Source organism: Mycobacterium shunyiense (assembly GCF_058270075.1).
This window is the reverse complement of record NZ_JBZDPU010000008.1, coordinates 307,289-324,286: the sequence shown is the minus strand read 5'-3', so window position 1 is coordinate 324,286 and position 16,998 is coordinate 307,289. Positions and strand designations below refer to the sequence as shown.

Annotated in this window: 16 protein-coding genes and 2 pseudogenes; 9 read left to right on the top strand and 9 right to left on the bottom strand. The window is 66.5% G+C overall.

What is annotated here, in order from left to right; genetic code table 11:
• Positions 1-7: 7 nt before the first annotated feature.
• Entirely contained in the window at positions 8-1,240 is a 1,233-nt protein-coding gene (locus tag AC4ELH_RS08405) for a cytochrome P450 (RefSeq protein WP_498883929.1), read from the bottom strand.
• Between the two features lie 148 nt (positions 1,241-1,388).
• On the opposite strand from AC4ELH_RS08405, the gene AC4ELH_RS08400 reads away from it, so the two are divergent.
• The 4 genes from AC4ELH_RS08400 to AC4ELH_RS08385 all read left to right on the top strand — a co-directional run bounded on the left by AC4ELH_RS08400 (position 1,389) and on the right by AC4ELH_RS08385 (position 4,677).
• Entirely contained in the window at positions 1,389-2,048 is a 660-nt protein-coding gene (locus AC4ELH_RS08400; RefSeq protein WP_498883927.1) for a flavin-containing monooxygenase, read from the top strand.
• A gap of 144 nt (positions 2,049-2,192) precedes the next feature.
• Entirely contained in the window at positions 2,193-3,002 is an 810-nt protein-coding gene (locus AC4ELH_RS08395) for an NAD(P)/FAD-dependent oxidoreductase (RefSeq protein WP_498883925.1), read from the top strand.
• A 102-nt stretch (positions 3,003-3,104) separates the two neighbouring features.
• Positions 3,105-4,277, top strand: coding sequence for a phosphotransferase (locus tag AC4ELH_RS08390; protein ID WP_498883923.1), 1,173 nt, complete (start codon positions 3,105-3,107; stop codon positions 4,275-4,277).
• A complete protein-coding gene (locus AC4ELH_RS08385; protein WP_498884114.1) occupies positions 4,171-4,677 on the top strand; it encodes a hypothetical protein in 507 nt (168 codons plus the stop codon). Before AC4ELH_RS08390 ends, AC4ELH_RS08385 begins: the two co-directional genes overlap by 107 nt.
• Positions 4,678-4,700: 23 nt before the next feature.
• Here the strand turns inward: AC4ELH_RS08385 and AC4ELH_RS08380 are convergent, their stop codons facing one another.
• From AC4ELH_RS08380 to AC4ELH_RS08365, 4 genes and pseudogenes are all read right to left on the bottom strand, one after another.
• Positions 4,701-5,360: a TetR/AcrR family transcriptional regulator gene (locus AC4ELH_RS08380; protein WP_498884112.1), complete on the bottom strand. Its 660-nt coding sequence runs from the start codon at positions 5,358-5,360 to the stop codon at positions 4,701-4,703.
• 85 nt (positions 5,361-5,445) lie between these two features.
• Positions 5,446-5,649, bottom strand: coding sequence for a nuclear transport factor 2 family protein (locus tag AC4ELH_RS08375; RefSeq protein WP_498883921.1), 204 nt, complete (start codon positions 5,647-5,649; stop codon positions 5,446-5,448).
• An 88-nt stretch (positions 5,650-5,737) separates the two neighbouring features.
• Positions 5,738-5,827, bottom strand: a pseudogene (locus AC4ELH_RS08370) (nuclear transport factor 2 family protein); the annotation flags it as partial.
• Between the two features lie 114 nt (positions 5,828-5,941).
• Positions 5,942-6,868, bottom strand: coding sequence for an alpha/beta hydrolase (locus tag AC4ELH_RS08365; RefSeq protein WP_498883919.1), 927 nt, complete (start codon positions 6,866-6,868; stop codon positions 5,942-5,944).
• A 177-nt stretch (positions 6,869-7,045) separates the two neighbouring features.
• On the opposite strand from AC4ELH_RS08365, the gene AC4ELH_RS08360 reads away from it, so the two are divergent.
• The 4 genes from AC4ELH_RS08360 to AC4ELH_RS08345 all read left to right on the top strand — a co-directional run bounded on the left by AC4ELH_RS08360 (position 7,046) and on the right by AC4ELH_RS08345 (position 11,815).
• Positions 7,046-9,016 (top strand): flavin-containing monooxygenase, encoded by a 1,971-nt coding sequence (locus AC4ELH_RS08360; RefSeq protein WP_498883917.1) that lies wholly within the window; start codon positions 7,046-7,048, stop codon positions 9,014-9,016.
• A 20-nt stretch (positions 9,017-9,036) separates the two neighbouring features.
• On the top strand, positions 9,037-9,807 hold the full coding sequence (locus AC4ELH_RS08355) for a glucose 1-dehydrogenase (RefSeq protein ID WP_498883915.1): 771 nt from the start codon (positions 9,037-9,039) through the stop codon (positions 9,805-9,807).
• A 16-nt stretch (positions 9,808-9,823) separates the two neighbouring features.
• Positions 9,824-10,750 carry an alpha/beta hydrolase gene (locus AC4ELH_RS08350; protein WP_498883913.1) on the top strand — a complete coding sequence of 309 codons (927 nt, stop codon included), beginning with the start codon at positions 9,824-9,826 and terminating at the stop codon, positions 10,748-10,750.
• Between the two features lie 144 nt (positions 10,751-10,894).
• A complete protein-coding gene (locus tag AC4ELH_RS08345) occupies positions 10,895-11,815 on the top strand; it encodes a metal-dependent hydrolase (RefSeq protein WP_498883912.1) in 921 nt (306 codons plus the stop codon).
• A gap of 60 nt (positions 11,816-11,875) precedes the next feature.
• On the opposite strand, the pseudogene AC4ELH_RS08340 reads toward AC4ELH_RS08345, so the two are convergent.
• The 3 genes and pseudogenes from AC4ELH_RS08340 to AC4ELH_RS08330 form a co-directional block, all read right to left on the bottom strand.
• Positions 11,876-12,160: pseudogene (locus AC4ELH_RS08340) on the bottom strand (2Fe-2S iron-sulfur cluster-binding protein); the annotation flags it as partial.
• Between the two features lie 2 nt (positions 12,161-12,162).
• A complete protein-coding gene (locus AC4ELH_RS08335; RefSeq protein ID WP_498883910.1) occupies positions 12,163-13,035 on the bottom strand; it encodes a diaminopimelate epimerase in 873 nt (290 codons plus the stop codon).
• A gap of 100 nt (positions 13,036-13,135) precedes the next feature.
• On the bottom strand, positions 13,136-14,926 hold the full coding sequence (locus tag AC4ELH_RS08330; RefSeq protein ID WP_498883908.1) for an N-acyl-D-amino-acid deacylase family protein: 1,791 nt from the start codon (positions 14,924-14,926) through the stop codon (positions 13,136-13,138).
• A 115-nt stretch (positions 14,927-15,041) separates the two neighbouring features.
• Between AC4ELH_RS08330 and AC4ELH_RS08325 the strand changes: the two genes are divergently transcribed.
• Complete coding sequence (locus AC4ELH_RS08325; RefSeq protein WP_498883906.1) at positions 15,042-15,968, top strand: SAM-dependent methyltransferase; 927 nt, start codon at positions 15,042-15,044, stop codon at positions 15,966-15,968.
• A 20-nt stretch (positions 15,969-15,988) separates the two neighbouring features.
• Here AC4ELH_RS08325 and AC4ELH_RS08320 read toward each other — a convergent pair whose 3' ends face one another.
• Positions 15,989-16,906: an alpha/beta fold hydrolase gene (locus AC4ELH_RS08320; RefSeq protein WP_498883905.1), complete on the bottom strand. Its 918-nt coding sequence runs from the start codon at positions 16,904-16,906 to the stop codon at positions 15,989-15,991.
• Positions 16,907-16,998: the final 92 nt, after the last annotated feature.

Genomic DNA, 16,998 nt, shown 5'->3' with positions numbered 1-16,998 from the left:
ATCGCCGTTAGCGGTAGCCGACGTCGAAGCGCTTGAAACCGTTGAGCCACCCTGAGCGGGCGCGCACCGGATCGGCGATCTTGGTGATGTCGGGCGCGAGATCGGCGATCGCGTCGAAGATCAGTCGGACCTCCAGTCGCGCCAGGTTGGCGCCCAGGCAGTAGTGCACGCCTTTGCCGCCGAACGTGAGGTGGGGATTGGGATCCCGCAGAATGTCGAACCGGTGTGGATCGGTGAAGACTGACTCGTCAAAGTTCGCCGAACTGTAGAAGAGGCCGACGCGATCGCCGGCGCGAATCGGGGTGCCTGACAATTCGGTGTCGACGATCGCCGTGCGCTGGGTGCAGTGCACCGGTGTCGCCCAGCGCAGGACCTCCTCGACAGCCGACGCGGGCCGCAGTCGGCGGAACAGCTCCCACTGTTCCGGGTGCTCGATGAATGCGTGCATACCGGCGGACAACGCGTTGCGGGTCGTCTCGTTGCCTGCAATGGCGAGCAGGATGACAAACAGCGCGAACTCCATGTCCTCGAGTTCGTCGCCGTCATCGCGTGGTGCGATCAGCCGGGTCACGATGTCGTCCTGCGGCTGGCGTCGGCGCTGTTCAGCCAACCCGTAGGCGTACTCCACCAAACGTGCACTGGCCTCCATGAGGTCGTCGGCGTCCGGATCGTCGAAGTACATCACCGAGTTGGTCAGCGCGTACAGCATCGAACGGTCCTCGTCGGGCACCCCGAGCAGTTCCGCGATCGCCTGTAACGGCAACCGCATCGCCACGTCGTCGACGAAGTCCCCGCTCCCGTGCTCGCGGGCCCGCAGCACGATCCGCCGGGCCGACGTCGTCAAGCGCGCCTCCATGACCGCCAGGGCACGCGGCGTGAACAACCGGGACACCAGGGTGCGCAGCCGGGTGTGGTCGTCACCCTCCTGGTTGACCATCAGCAGCGACGTGGTGGCCCGCACCGTCTCGATGGGCGCGGACTCGGGCAGTCCGATGATCGAGCCCTTCAACGCCGTCGACCACCGGGTGCTGTCCTTGGTCACCTCCGCGATGTCGCGGTGGCGGCTGACTACCCAGTACCCCCCGTCGCCAAAGTGCTCCGAATGTTGCTCGTTCCAAAACAACGGTGCCGTCGAACGCAACTCAGCGAACTCGTCGATCGGCACGCCGCGCACCAACATGTCGGGATCGGTGAAGTCGAAATCCGCTGAGAAAGAGGCGATTTCGTTGGCGCGTGTCATGCCGTACTCCTCTTCCGGATCGACGCAAGCTCCGTTCGCCGACGGGGGCCGCTTACGCCACGAATATGTGTCAGTGGGTCGCGTTTTCGTGAGCTTAGCGTCTGAAACCGCACTGGGTAGACGCTTTTGCATTATGTATGGTGACTCCATGCGATCTGTCGATACACCCGCCGCTGTCGCCGGTGCGCGCTGCGGCGCTCTGACCGGTCCATCCTCCGACCACCGGGACGATCAGCCGTCGCTGGCCCACTTCGAGGTGGTCGTCATCGGCGCGGGTATGGGCGGCATCACGGCTGCCCACAAACTGCAGAAAGCGGGGATCGCCGACTTCGCGATTCTGGAGCGCGCCGACGAGGCCGGCGGCACCTGGCGGGACAACCACTATCCCGGCCTGGCCGTGGACCTACCATCGCCCTGGTACCAACTGCAGTTCGCGCCGACCCGGCAATGGTCGAGGTTCTTCTCACCCGGATCCGAAGTGCAGAACCACCTCTTGCGCGCCATCGACGAGCTGGGTCTGCGGCGCCACCTGCACCTCGGATGCAACGTACAGCGGCAGCTGTGGGACGGCGACGCGCGAACCTGGTCCCTACTGCTCGAGGACGGCCGTACCGTGCGGGCGCGGTTCGTCATCAGCGCTGTGGGCGGATACGTCAACGCCAAGACCTCGACCATCCTGCCCGGCTTGGACGACTTCAAAGGCACCGTGCTTCGACCGAACGCGTGGGACGACAACTACGACACGGCGGGCAAGACCGTCGCGATCGTAGGCACCGGCTCCAGCGGTGCACAGATTGCGGGAGCATAGTCAGGAAATGTATGTTCGCTTAACGTCTTTCAGCGAACGCCGAGCTGGATGCTCCCCAAACCCGATTTCCGGATACCCAGACGGCTCGCCGCATTTCTACGGGCACCCGGTGTGGGTCAGTGCCTCAACAGCGTGGGTGGCGCGATGATCGACGCGACACTGCTCATGCCGTTGTTCCACGTACTCGCTCGGCTTCCGGACACCGTGGTCAGCGCTGCGCTGTCCGCGGTCGACGCGGTGTGCCGCCTGTTGTACCGCGGACTACTGCGGTTACAGGTCGACGATCCGTGGGTGCGCCGGGCCCTACTACCGCGGTACGGCATCTTCGGCAAACGGCCGGTCTTCACCAACACATACCTCACGTCGTTCAACCACCCCGCCACCCAGCTCGTCACCGTCCCGATCGAGCGCGTCACCGAGAGCGGTATCCGGACCGCTGACGGCGCGCACTTCCCCGCCGACCTCATCGTGATGGCCACCGGATACGAGATGTGGACCGATCCCGAGACCTATCGGCGCGACACCCTGATGGGTATCGACGGCTTCGACCTGGCCGACAGTTATCACCGCGAGGGATTGCGCGCATACAGCGGGACCGCACATCCGGCACTGCCCAATCGATGGGAGCTCGTCGGGCCGGCCGGCTTCCAAGGGTCGGCGTGCCCACACTACGTCGATCTCACGGCCGGGCACGCCGTCCGCCTCATCCAGCAGACGCGGGCTCGCGGCGCAGAAATCGTCCGAGTGGGTAGCACCGCCTTCAACCGGAGGAACGACCTCGTCGACCGCCGATCGCGGGTACTGCACCTCTACTACGGATCCCGGCGGACACGTGGAGTCAACACCTACTACGTGAATAGCCATGGCCAGATTCTTTACTTCCGGCCGCAGACACTAAGCGAGACAAGACGGTTCCTGGGACGGAGGTCCTTCGACGACTACGTCTTCGAGTAGCCGAGCGAGGCGGCGCACCGGCGGAACTCCGTGACTGCGGCCGCGGCCGGGTTATTGGGGCATCTGCTTGAATTATTAAAGCAAGCGACTTATTTTTCGGACATGCTCAACTCCGACGACCTCACCGCCGAGGGCATGGATCGCCGCACTGTCGAGCTGCTGATCCAAACCAAGTATCCCGATGCGGTCGTGAACCGTATTGACCTGGTGGACAGCGCGATTCACGGGCAACAGGTCGTATCGACCGCTCAGCATATGGCGATCACCGTCGAGTACGGTGACAACGCCCCCTGCGACTGGCCCGTACGGCTGTCGATCAAGTTCGCCCGACCCGGTTTCGGGGACCTACCGTTGTACGACAACGAGGTCAACGTCTACACCCGGCTGGGCGACGAGTTGCCGGTAAACACGCCCACGTGCATGGGCGGCGTCCGGGACGTGGCAGGTAGTGCGTTCGCCCTGGTGTTGGAGGACCTGCGCGCCGCCGACGCCGAGTTCCCCTCCGTCCTGAGCCAGACCACCCCCGACGACATGATGATTCTGCTGGACCAGTTGGCTCGGCTGCACGCCGAGTACTGGGAGTCGCCGCGCCTGCGCGACCGTGAGTTCGACTGGCTGCACAAGCACACCGAGGGTCCACTACACGATCTGTTCAGCGACCAGGCCGGCGTCCCGATGGTCGTCGCCTGGCAGGTCGATACCCTGCAGTTCAAACGCGAACTCCTCCAGTCGGTGGACGAGACCGCCGCGACGCTGCTCGCCAAAGTCGGCCTCGCCCAGGCCCATCAGGCCACCCTGCCGCGAACCCTGGTACACGGCGACGCCCACATCGGTAACACCTACGTGCTACCGAGCGGTGCGCGCGGGCTGCTCGACTGGCAGCTGACATCGCAGGGCTACTGCATGCACGACGTGAGCTACATCCTGACCACCGGCCTGTCTGTCTGCGACCGTCGCGAGCACGAGAAGGACTTGATCGGTTACTACCGCGACCCTCTGATCGCCGTCGGCATCCGCATCCTGTGCTTCAATGACGAACGTGGCAGTGCGCACCCGCGGAGCCAGATCGACCCCTCACGCGGAGCCGGCGGTACCGGCGCGGACCCGATTGATGGACGCCGCAGAGGTGCTCATCGCCGAGCGTGGCGCCGCCGTCAGCGCGCGCGAGATCGCCGCTCACGCCGGACAGCGCAACAACTCTGCGGTGATCTACCACTTCGGCGGCCACGACGAGCTGGTTCGCGCCACCCTCGCCCGCCGGATGGACGCCATTGAAGCCCGCCGCGCCTTGCTGCTCGACGCGACCCGGCCCGCCGAGGACACCGTGTCCGGGCTCATGCACGTCGTCGTCGGTCCCGCATTCGCGGTGCCGTTCGAGCAGGGTGCGACGCACTACGCGCGCTTCGTCGAGCAGATCCGCGTGCATCCCGTCATATCGCAGGCGGTGCCGACTGCGACCTGGCCGGCGGTCGGTCGACTGCTACGCCGTCTGCGGGCCCACCTGCCCGAACCCGAACGGGCAGCGCAGAATCGGCGGATCCGCTTGATGAGCACGGCGATGTTCGCCTTGATGGCGGACTGCGAACGGCGCGGCGAACTGACCACCGGCCGCGGTCGCCGGCGTGCGGAGGATGACCTCGTACGTTGCTTTACCGGCCTGCTGCTCGCCGGCTGACCGTCGCTCGATACGCAGCGCGATTACGATGCGGTGCGTCGGCGCTTGCGCGGTGCCGCGGCGACACGTTCGAGCGATCCGAGTGCCCCCGCGAAGCGTGGGTAGATGACGGCTGGTCCCACCCAGCGCGCCAGGAAACGGCGCAGCTCGTCGGGATCTCGCGGTGTTTCGCCGTGGTCGACGAGGAACGAGTAGAGCAGTCGCAGGCCGAACTCTGCGAGTTCCCCCAGCGCGGCGTCGTCGAAGCCGTGCGCCTCCCAGTCCACGTCGAAGCGGTGCAGCATGGAGCGGCTGAACGCCAGGGCCGTATCGGAGGTCAGCGACACCCCGCCGTTGCGCTTGGTGATCATGAACCCGATGCGTTCATCGTCCATCACGTGCTCGACGGCGAACGCCATCCCCTCGACCGTGGCGTCGACGGGATCGGTGCGGCCTTTCACGTGGCGGGCCAGGCGATCGAGGAATCCGTCGCCGGACTGCATGGCGATCGCCAGCAGCAACGCTTCGGTGCCGGGGAAGTAGCGGTACACCGTTTGGCGGGTCACCCCGAGCGATCGTGCGACGTCGGCGATCCGCATGGCCGCGCCGCGCTCCTCGACGATCTCGTCGGCCGCGTCCAGGATGCGGGCGATTGCCTCCTCGTCCGACGACGGAGTGTTTCCCGCCCACCCGTGACTGCGCACCATCACCGTGCCGTTCGCGCGTGTGCCATCCAGCGATGATATCGAGCGCGCCGGATATCGGGGTGCCGCCCCGCCGCCGTGGCGCTCACGGCACGGGTGGATTGACCGCCCACACGTTCTGCTCGCGCAACCTGGCGCTGCGCCAACCCGTGCCGGTGTGGACCAGATCGTGATGGTAATACCTGCCGAGCAAGGTGAGATCGGCGAATCCCGGCAGTCGCATCGGACTGTAGAACTGTGCCTTTACCGTAGCGGTGTCGCCGTTCACGTCGGCGACGACGTCGGTCACGTAGTGCATGGTCAACGGTAGAACCGCGAGATTGCGACCCCGGCCAGGAGACGGCCTCGTCCACCGTTCCTTCGATGCCGAAGGGTGTCGACGGGTAGTCGAGGTGCGCGGCCTCGGTGAACAGCGAACGGTAGAGGTCCCAATCCCCGGTGTCCACGGCGCACGCGTAATCGGACATCGTCGTCTCGAAGGACCGCTGATCGTCTGGCCGAACATCGCTCAAAGGAGCGTTCCGATTGTCGTTGTCCCCGGTTCGTGTTGTCCGCCAATCGAATCCGGCTACCGGCACGGGTTACGAACCCTTCGGAGCGGTTGTCGGGTGGTCCACCAACGCCGCGCGGATGGCGCGCACCTGACTGGCGAAGAACCGTTGCGCCAGTGCGCTTTTGGGTGCCAGCATGTCGAAGACGTGGAAACCGCCTTCGGCGATCTCGAGGTGTACAGGCACACCGGCGTCGCGGAGCCGCTGGGCGTAGTGAACACACTCGGGGTAAAAGAGATCCACCGTGCCGATTCCGATCCACGCCGGCGCGAGCCCGGTGAGGTCGGCCCGCCGGGCTGGTACCGCGAAGTCGGGGTCGGCGCCCGCGAGGTAGTGACCCCAGGCGATCGCGTTGTCGCGCGCAGACCACAGCGGATACGACCGATAGTCACCGAGGTCGCCGCTGCGGTCATCGAGCATCGGATGAACCATGACCTGCAGTGCGATCTTCACATCCCCTCTGTCACAGACCAATTGTGATAATGCGGCGGCGAATCCGCCGCCCGCGCTCACGCCGCCAACTCCGATCCGTGTTGGGTCCACCCACGGCTGTCGTGCGAGCCACAGCAGCGCGGTGTAGATGTCTTCGAGCGGCGTGGGATAGGGATGCTCGGGTGCTAGTCGGTGCGTCACCGAGGCCACCGCGACGTCGGTGAAGTTGACCAGCGTGCGCAGTGGCTTGTCCTCCTGCTCCGCGGTTCCCATCACCGTTCCGCCGCCGTGGATCCACAGCAATGCGGGATGCGGGCCCTGCTGGTTGTGCGGACGGCGGATGCGCAGACGTACGTTCTCGTCGATCATGGCCACCTCGGTGTCGCGCAGCCGGGCGACCCGGCCAAGGGCGGTCATCATCGCGCGTTGTGCCTTCACGCCGCGGTGCATCGCGTAGGTAGTAGGCAGGAGTCGGGCGATGGTGCGGAGTTCTGGGTCGACGTTGCGGTAATCCAGTGCGCCCATCAGCGGACCCCCGCTAAGACGTGATTCATTCTGCGTATCTTTCTGTCTCGCTTGTCTTTCTGTCTCGCTTGCAGCTATCCGCCGTGAGACACCTCGCCGGCAACGGATGGTCGGAGCGGCACGAAACTCTCACCAATCCCTTGACCATACTAAACCTAATGAATGTATGGTGGCGGAATGTCGATCTCCTCAGCCACCGATGCCACCTCCGGCCAGCACCACGATGCCCGGCTGCTGGGTCTACCGTTCGACGACGCTGATGAGGTGATCCGCGCGGCGGTGGACGAGGCCAGCGTTCCGGCGCTGCTGATGTCGATGGTGCACATGACCGGCGACCTCACGCTGCTCGACGAGCTCCCCTCGCCTTACGCGCTGATCGCGATGGATCTTCAGGGCGGTATGAGCGAACCGGACAAGCAGACCGTGCGGCAGCGGGCGTTCGAGGTGATCCGCGACTACCGCGAGCGCGGCTGCCCGCCGGCGTTCGTCCCCGATGGAGCCGAACTCCGCAGGATGCTGCAGGTTCTGAGCGCCGGTGACGTCGCCGAAGAGTACGTCGACTACATCGCGGCCGACGTACGGATCTCGGTCGACGACCAGCTCGGTCCGGTCCTGGAGTCGAGCGTCGAGCAGCGTGCCGCCTTCCCCGTGGTCATCATCGGCTGCGGCGAGGGTGGCCTGCTCGGAGGCATCAAACTGCAGGAGGCCGGTATCCCCTTCACGATTGTCGAACGCCAGAGCGGAGTAGGCGGGACCTGGCTGGCCAACCGCTACCCCGGCCTGCGCGTCGACATCCCCAACCAGTACTACGCCTACTCTTTCGAACCGACCGACCACTGGACCCACCACTACTCCGAGCGCGACGAGATCCTGCGCTACCTCAACGATGTCGCCGATCGGCATGGCATCCGCGCCCATGCCCGCTTCGACACCACAGTCACCGCCGCCACCTGGGAGGAACGCACCGCGACCTGGACCGTGCGGACCCGCCACGCCGACGGCACCGTCGACACACTGACCGCGCGCGGATTGATCTGCGCCGTCGGGCAGTTCAGCAACCCGGTGATCCCTGAGGTCAAGGGCGCCGACACCTTCGCCGGCCCGGCGTTTCACACCACCGGTTGGCGCGACGACGTCGACCTGACCGGGAAACGTGTCGCCGTGCTGGGTGCCGGCGCGACCGGATTCCAGTTGGTCCCCGCGATCGCCGAGCGCACTGCCCACGTCGATGTCTATCAGCGCACCCCGCAGTGGATGGCCCCCAACCCGAGCTATCACGCGTCGGTCGGCGAGGGTGCGCGGTGGGCCATCCGGCATCTGCCCTACTACGGCCGTTGGCTGCGCTTCATCTCCTGGTGGCCGATCGTCGACGGCGCCGCCGATAAGGTGGTGATCGATCCGCAGTGGGACAACGGCGGCCTGTCGGTCAGCGCGGCCAACCACGAGATCCGCGAACTCTTCATCGCCTGGATGCGCGCCTTCACCACCGACGAGGATTTGCTGGCCAAGGTCATCCCCCCGTACCCGCCCATGGGTAAGCGCATGCTGCAGGACAACGGCACCTGGCTGCTCACCCTGCAACGCGACGACGTCGAACTGGTCACCGACCGCATCGCCGAGATCACCGCCGACGGAATCCGCACCGTCGACGGCGTACACCGCCCCGCCGAGGTGCTGGTGTGGGCCACCGGCTTCGACGTCAACCACCAACTCGGACCGATCGACATTCACGGCCGTGACGGCATCGCCCTCAACGAGGCGTGGGGTGACTGCGCCTACGCCCACCTCGGCGTCACCGTCCCCGGATTCCCGAACCTGTACCTGTTGTACGGTCCGGCGACCAACGCCGTCAACGGCGCCAGCATCATCTACAACTCCGAATGCCAGATGCGCTACATCATGGCCTGCATCGACATGACCCTAGCCTCCGGCGCCACCGCCGCGGAGGTCCGCGCCGAGGTCTGCGCGGACTACAACCGCCGCAACCAGGACAGGCTCAAGACCATGGTGTACACCCACCCCGCCGTATCCAGCAGCTACTACAAGAACTCCACCGGCGACGTCCCCACCCTCTTCGGCTGGCGCATCTTCGACTACTGGAACTGGACCCGACGAGCCGACCCCGCCGACTACCAGTTGCACTACTGAGCGAGAAGAGGAACTCCACGATGACCGACCGACTCACTGGCAAGGTCGCTCTCATCAGCGGCGCCGCTCGGGGCATGGGCGCCGCCCACGCACGGGCCATCGTCGAGCAGGGCGCCCGCGTGGTGCTCGCCGACGTGCTCGACGACGTGGGGCACGAGGTCGCCGCCGCACTCGGTGAGGCCGGTCACTACGTTCACCTTGACGTCACTGAACCCGACCAGTGGGACACCGCGGTCGCCGAAACGCTCACGCGATTCGGCCATCTCGACGTGCTGGTCAACAACGCGGGCATCCTCAACTTCGGGTTCTTCGAGGACTACGCGGTCGCCGACTGGAAGTGCATCATCGACGTCAATCTGACCGGCGTCTTCCTCGGCATCCGGGCCGTTGTCGCGCCGATGAAAGAGCATGGCGGCGGCTCCATCATCAATGTGTCCTCCATTGAAGGGCTCGCCGGCACGATGGCCAGCCACGGCTATACCGCGTCGAAGTTCGGCGTGCGCGGACTCACGAAGTCCGCGGCCCTGGAATTGGGACCCGCCGGTATCCGCGTCAACTCAATCCATCCCGGATTGATCAGGACACCCATGATCGAGGGCCTGCCGGAGGACATCTTCCAGACCGCGCTGGGACGCGCCGCCGAACCGGAGGAGGTCTCGCGGCTGGTGGTGTACCTGGCCAGCGACGAGTCGAGCTACTCCACCGGGTCGGAGTTCGTGGTCGACGGCGGCGTCACCGCCGGTCTGGGGCACAAGGATTTCTCGTCGGTCGACGCACCCGCCCCCGCCTGAGAGGAACCCACGGCGAATGGACGCGCGCTACCCACCAGACGCCTTCACCGCGACACGGGCGCTCGCTCCCGAACTGCGGCGCCTCGCGCGAGTACTGCCCCGCACATACGCGCTGCACCGCGGCTACCGGGTTCAGCGACGCCTGATGAACGCTCTCGGCGCAGCGGCCGCACTGGCCGACGTTGTCGAAACCCCGGTGAGCGCCGACGTCACGGTACGCCTGCACCGGCCGACCGGCCTGCTTGACAGCGCCCCAGCCCTGCTGTGGATCCACGGCGGCGGCACGATCATGGGCACGGCCGCTCAAGACGACAAGTACTGCCGCACAATGGCGCATCTGTGCGCGATCGCGGTGGCCTCTGTCGAACATCGGCTCGCACCCGAGCATCCCTACCCGATCCCCGTCGAAGACTGCTACGCGGCCCTGACGTGGCTGGCCCGCCAACGCTGGGTCGACCCCGCTCGCATCGCGGTCGGCGGCGCCAGCGCCGGTGGACATTTCGCGGCCGCGCTGGCTCAGCGCGCACACGACCGCGGCGAGGTGCGACCCGCGGCGCAACTGCTCGTCTACCCCCAGCTCGACGACAGGACCGGGGCGCAACCCGACGGGCGCCAGCGCCTCATCTGGAACGAACGGGACAATCAGCTCGCCTGGGCGTGGTATCTGAACGGGGCGGAACTCGGCAAAGCGGTACCCGCGAGGCGCACGGACCTGACGGGGTTGCCGCCGGCCTGGATCGGCGTGGGCACGCTGGACCTGTTTTACCGGGAATGCGTCGACTACGCCCGGCGTCTGCGCGACGCGGGCGTCGACGTCCACGAGGAGTTCGTGGCGGGCGCCTTTCATATCTTCGACCAGTTGGCACCCACCGCGACGATCTCGGCGGCGTTCCAGGCCAGCCAAATCCATTTCCTCCAACACACACTCGCCTCGATGAGCTGAGCGCCCGGCGCGTCGGAGGCAACCGTCCAACGGCCATGGACCAACACAAAAGGGCATACATATGTTAGAATCCGTCTTGTCATGGCCCCGTCGGGCGGGCGCCGTCGAAGCAGCCGCTCCGCATCGTCGAAAGGAAACATCCGGATGAGCGACCTCACGGTGCGGCGCGTGCGTTTCGACCTCGGCGGCGACGACATCCCGTTCAACTGGCATCCCGAACGCCCCTCGTTCGCGATGCTGTGCAACACCATCACCTTCTTCGCGCCCGGCTTCGAGACCTTCATCGTCGAGGCGACGCGTGAGGCGATCCCGTTGATGACCGACCCCGCCGACGTCGAGGAAGCCAACCTTTATCTGCGCCAGGAGGCTCAGCACTCGTCCGCGCACGTCCGCCACATCAAAGCGCTCAGTCGCCGGTGGCCGGGCCTGGAGGAGACCAACGACCGGGTCATGGCCTCGTTCCAGCGGCTGACCGACACCAAGTCGCTGCAGTGGCGGCTGGCCTACACCGCCATTATCGAGAACACCTTCACCCCCTGGTTCAAGGTCTTCCTCGACCACGACGACCTGCTGTTCGAGCCCGCCGACGAGCGCGTCGCCTCGCTGTTCCTCTGGCACCTGGTCGAGGAGATCGAGCACCGCAGCTCGGCGCTGGCCGTGTACAACGCCGTGTACGGCAGCTACGCGTACCGTCTGCGGACGATCATGGACGTGATACGACATCTCGGAGAGATCACCGCGATCATCGCCAACGGCGTCCGCGAACACGTACCCGCCGCCGACGGCGGTGACATCGGCCGCCTCATCCCGGCCGGCTTCAGCTTCACCGAGTACCGCAAGCTGCACAAGGCCACACGCCAGCTCCAGCGACCCGACCAGGGCACCTACGCGGGCATTCCCAAGCGGGAGGTCTTCACGATGCTGAAGGGATTGGTGAAATCCCAAGGCCCCAGGCATGATCCGGCGCACGAGAACCTTCCGGAATTGGCCGGGGTGTGGGTCGAACGGTACCGGCAGCAGCCCAAGAGCGTGGTGCGCTGGTACAGCGCGGACGTGCCCGCCTGACGACCTGGGAGGTCGATCCTTCGAGGGGTGGGCTCGACCGCACACGCGCGGGTCAGGACACTAATCGTAGGTGATCCGGACCAGATCCGAACGGGGAGTGGACTGACACGCCAGGATGAAGCCCTCGTCGAGTTCGGTCGCATCCAGCACGTCGTTGACCACCATCTCGACCTCCCCGGCCTGCTTGGTCACCGCACACGCCCCGCAGTGTCCCTCGCGGCAGAACGACGGCGCGTCCAGACCGGCGTCGAGCAGTACGTCCAACAGTCGAACACCCCGCGGCCACGGAAGTTCGCGGGTCCGGCCGTCCAGCGTGACGACGACCGTCGCCGGAGCGTCGGAATCGGTCACGCCATCACCTGCGCGCGCCACCAGTCTCGGCACAGGTCCCCACGAGCGACCAGCGTCGAGGCGCCGCGCACGTCGTAGTCGACGTCGCCGGCTCCGACGGTGATCCAACCGCCGGGATACTCGACGAGAACCGTTGCGCCCTCTCGCCCGCCCTGATCGATCGCCACCGCGGCGGCGGCGATCGCCCCGCCTGTATCGGAACGCACCTCGCCGAACCCGCCCCGGTGTGTCCGGGCCCGGATGATCTCGCCGCTGGATGCGGCGAGCACCGTGAGGTCGGCGTCCGCGGCGCCCAGGATGGCCGTGCGGACCATCACGCGCGGATCCGGTTCGGGGAGCGGCTCTGTCCCGCCGGCCGGGTGCAGGCAGGCGAGATGGCCCGAACCGATGTCGAGCAGCCAGCCGTCGACGTCGCGCCCACCGAGGGTGACCGTTCCGCGGCCGACGAGCGACGGCGCCGGATGCCTCACGGTCACCTCGGCGCGATGGCCCACCGCACAGTGCACGGTGACCAGACGCGCCCCGGCCAGCGAACCCACGACGAAGGTGCCCCGTCGCTCGAGTCCGGTCGCCCACAGGTAGTGCGCCGCAGCGCGGAACCCGTTGACAGGAGCGATATCCCGCGCGCCGGATGCGGCGCGAACGTCGAGGAACCAGTCGTCCTCGGTCACACCGTCGGGCAACACGTCGAACAGTCCGGCCTCACGCGCCGATCCGGCGACGGTGACACGCACGAGTCCACCGGCGCCCACACCGCTGGGCCCGTCGCACACCGTGGCGACCGCGCCCGGCTGGAGATCGTGCCTGGCCGGCATGTCCAGCAGGACGACGAAGTCGTTCCGCGCCTCGTGCATCTTGGCGAACTCCACGCCACTCTCTCCTCGGATTCGCGTCCGGTCGACGGCCGCACACGCCCGCTGGGCCCAGCGGGCGTCGCGACGCGGGTGCGCGGACCCCTCGTGCGGGGTGTCAGCCGACGGCGCTCAGTTGCTGCTTGGGCGGGGGCACGGCCGCCGCCGTCTGGCCGGCGCGCAGGAACCGGCCGGTCCGTTCCCGCCCGACGATGTCGGTCGGTTGTCCGTTCTCGACGACGAGGCGACCGCTGACCATCACCGCCACGATCGTGTCGTCGTTGCGGTTCACCATGCGCGAGAGGCCGTCGAAGTGGTCGATGACGGCCTCGTGGTATCCCTCCAGGGTGTCATCGAGCCGCTCCGGGTCGATGACGACGAGATCGGCGCGGTCACCCTCGCGAAGGTGCCCGGCGTCGATGTCGTACCAGTCGCCCAAGTCGCCGGTGAGCCGGTGAACAGCCTGCTCGATGCTCATGTACGGCCGCCCCGCGCGCTCCGCGTCGCGAACGCTGCGCAGCATCCGCAGTCCGTAGTTGTAGAACGCCATGTTGCGCAGGTGCGCCCCGGCGTCGGAGAAGCCCATCTGCACGGTGGGATCGACCGCGAACCGCTTGAGGATCTCGGGCCGGTGATTTGAGATCGTGGTGCGCCAGCGCAGCGCCTTACCGTGTGCGAGCACCAGATCGAGGAACGCGTCGACCGGATGCAATCCGCCGCGCTCGGTGCCGACCTGACCGATCGTCTTGCCGACCACGGACTCGTCGGGGCAGGAGACGATCTCGGCGTCGAAGAAGTCGCGGTGCCACGCCTTGGTACCCAGCTTGCTGTCGTACTCCTTGCGGAAGCGTGCCCGGTAGGCCTCGTCGCGCATCATCTGGTCACGTTCCGGGGAGTCCTGGACGTGTTGGGCGAGCATGCCGGCGCCGAACTCTTCGAATACCACGAAGTCGATGCCATCGGCGTACACCTGGAACGGAACGGGCAGATGCTGCCAGCGGAAGTCGCCGCCGAGCTTGTTGATGGCCATCGCCGGAGGTCGCATGATGTAGGCGGACAACGGGTTCGACTTCATGTCCGCGGCGGCGAGCAGCGTGGTCTTGAGGCTCTTGCGAAAGATGCCCAGCGACTGCAGCATCTGGGAGACGATATTCAACGGGTTCTGAATATCGGGACCCGACTGCAGCACCCGCCCTCGCTTGCGCACGATCGTCTTCAGGCGGCGCAACTCCCTGATACCGGCGTAGGTGGACGGCAGTGTGCGCGAACGGCATTCGGTGCCGTCGAGCCGGTCGAACTTCAGCGCCTGTGATGACAGACCGATGAAGCCCTCGTCGAGGGCCTCCGCGAGCCACTGCTCCATTTGCTTGCGCTCAGCCGCGGTGGGTTGCACGTCGCTACGCGTCGCACGGTCGATGCCCATCGCCGCAACCCGCATGTCCGAGTGGCCGATCAGCGACATGAGATTGGCCCCCAAGGGACGGGACTCCAGCGCCTGCACGTATTCGCGGGCGTTCGTCCAGTTCTTGTGCCGGGCGACCGCATCGATGACGCTCGCACGCGGGATCGCCTCGACGCGACCGAACAGGTCGCCGGCGGCCTCGGCTTCGACGTGCACGGCCGACAACGAGCACGAACCCAGCGCGACCGATGTCACGCCGTGGCGCAGCGACTCGGCCAGCGCCGGGCCGTCGAACACCTCCACGTCGTAGTGGGTGTGGATGTCGATCATGCCGGGGATGACCCATTTGCCGGTGCCGTCGATCACGGTGTGGCATCCCGTGGCGTCCAACGGGTCCGCGCTCACCGACACCAGATGGCCGTCCCGGATGCCAAGGTCGCGCACGGCCGACGGCGCACCGGTGCCGTCGAACCAGCGGCAGTTCCGGATGATCGCTGTGTATGCCATGCATCCATGAAACCGTCGATCGATGCCGGTGTCAACGTTTCGAGCATACGTTTGTTATAAAACGTCTAGTCTGGCCGCGGAGGGCGCGGCCAGCGAACCGGAAGCGAGGTGCCGCATGGCACGGGCGAACGACGACACCTGGAGCGTCACCGAGAGCGTGGGTCAAACCGCGATTCAGGTGGCGATGGGACGGATGGCCGAAACACACTCGCAGACACCGCTATTCACTGATCACTGCGCGCAGCTGCTCGTGACAGCGGCGATCGAGGACGGCTGGAGCCCTCCCTTCACCGAGCATCTTCTCGAAGAATTCACCGCGGCGGACCCGCTGGCGCTCGACCGACTGCGGGCCATGGCCGACTACACCTCGGTGCGCACGCGGTTCTTCGACGACTTCCTCATCGAGGGCGCGCGAACCGGTGTGGCTCAGACCGTGATTGTCGCTGCCGGGCTGGACGCCCGAGCGTTTCGCCTCGACTGGCCGGCCGGATCGACGGTGTTCGAACTGGATCGGCCCGATGTGCTGGCGTTCAAGCGTCGAGTACTGCGCGCCAACGGGGTGGAGCCGACCGCAACATATGTCGGGGTGGGTGTTGATTTACGCCATGATTGGCGTAATCAACTGATGGATAGTGGTTTTCGACGCGCCGATCCCACGATGTGGATCGTGGAGGGATTGTTGCCCTACATCTCGGCGGTCGATCAGAACGTCCTCTTCGACTTCATCGACGACCTCAGTGCCCCGGGCAGCCTCATCGCCGTCGAAGCTTTCGACGATCGCTTCTACGATCCGGCTGACACCGGGCGCAGCGCAGCGGGGGTGGTGGGTCATGCACCCGCCGTGGTCGGCGGCCAAATGGCGAGCACCCGCGAGCTGTTCTATCTCGAACCCCACCCCGACGTGGCGGACTGGCTGTCTGAACGGGATTGGTCCGCTGCGGCCGTTGAGGCTGCGGACATGATGGCGGGCTACGGACGTCCGGTTCGCGCCGACCTGCGTGACGGTCTGATCAGCTCCGTGTTCGTGCGGGCCGGACGCTGAGAGCCGGACGGCCCGCCGTTTCAGGGCCGCGAGTCGAGGTAGTCGACGATCGCGTCGAACACCGGCGCCGGTGTGTCGACCTGCAGGAAGTGACCACCGCCCCGGATCATCTGCAGGCGGCTGTGCGCCGGCAGCGCCGACTCCGCGTCGCGGAAGTACTCCCCCAGTACGGCGCCGTCCTCGTCGCCGTACATCAGCATGATCGGGTGGCACGGCAGTTCGCGGTAGTAGCGGTGCAAGTCGGCGTAGGCCGGCGACGGACGCGGCGGACGGAAGTTGGCCCGGTAGTAGCCGACCGCGGCGGCCCGATGCGCCACCGTGGGAACAGCCGAGAGCGTGATGACGACGTCGCTGCGGACGTCGGCCGACCTCGGTGACCAGTCCTTCCAGAGCCGGGGGATCACCCGGTGCAGGACTCGTTCGGGCAACCAGGGCAGCTGCTGGAATATGACGTACCAGCTGCGGTGCAGTTGGCGTAGCACCAGCGCGAGCCGGCGAAGGGGGCCGCCGCTACCGGCGGCGACGGCCGCAATCGGTGGCATTGCCATGGCGATGTGCGCGGCGAACGGCGACTTCGGGTACGCCGCAAGCGCATTAGTGGTCCACGCGCCCCAGTCATGACCAATGAGCACGGCGGCCTCGGGGGCACCGAGGTAGGCGTGTATCGCCAGCACGTCGTGCATCAGCGCCCCGACGTGGTAGTCGCCGTCGACCGGTAGCGGCGACGGATGGTAACCGCGGGTGAACGGCGCCACCACGCGGTACCCCTCGGCGGCGAGCATCGGTCCGAGGAAACGCCAGCTGTACGCGCTGTCCGGATATCCGTGCAGCAGCAGCGCCAGCCGGCCGTCCCGCGGGCCCCACGCGAGGGCCTTGAGCGTGATGTGCGGCAGTTCGAGGTCCAGCAACTCTGTGCTGGCGGTGAGTTCGGCGACCACAAAATGACCATACATCATCGGCGATCTGTCATGTGGCGGAAAGTGGTGGCGGCACGACGTTGCGGCGATTCCGGGTAGCGAGTCCCTCGGTG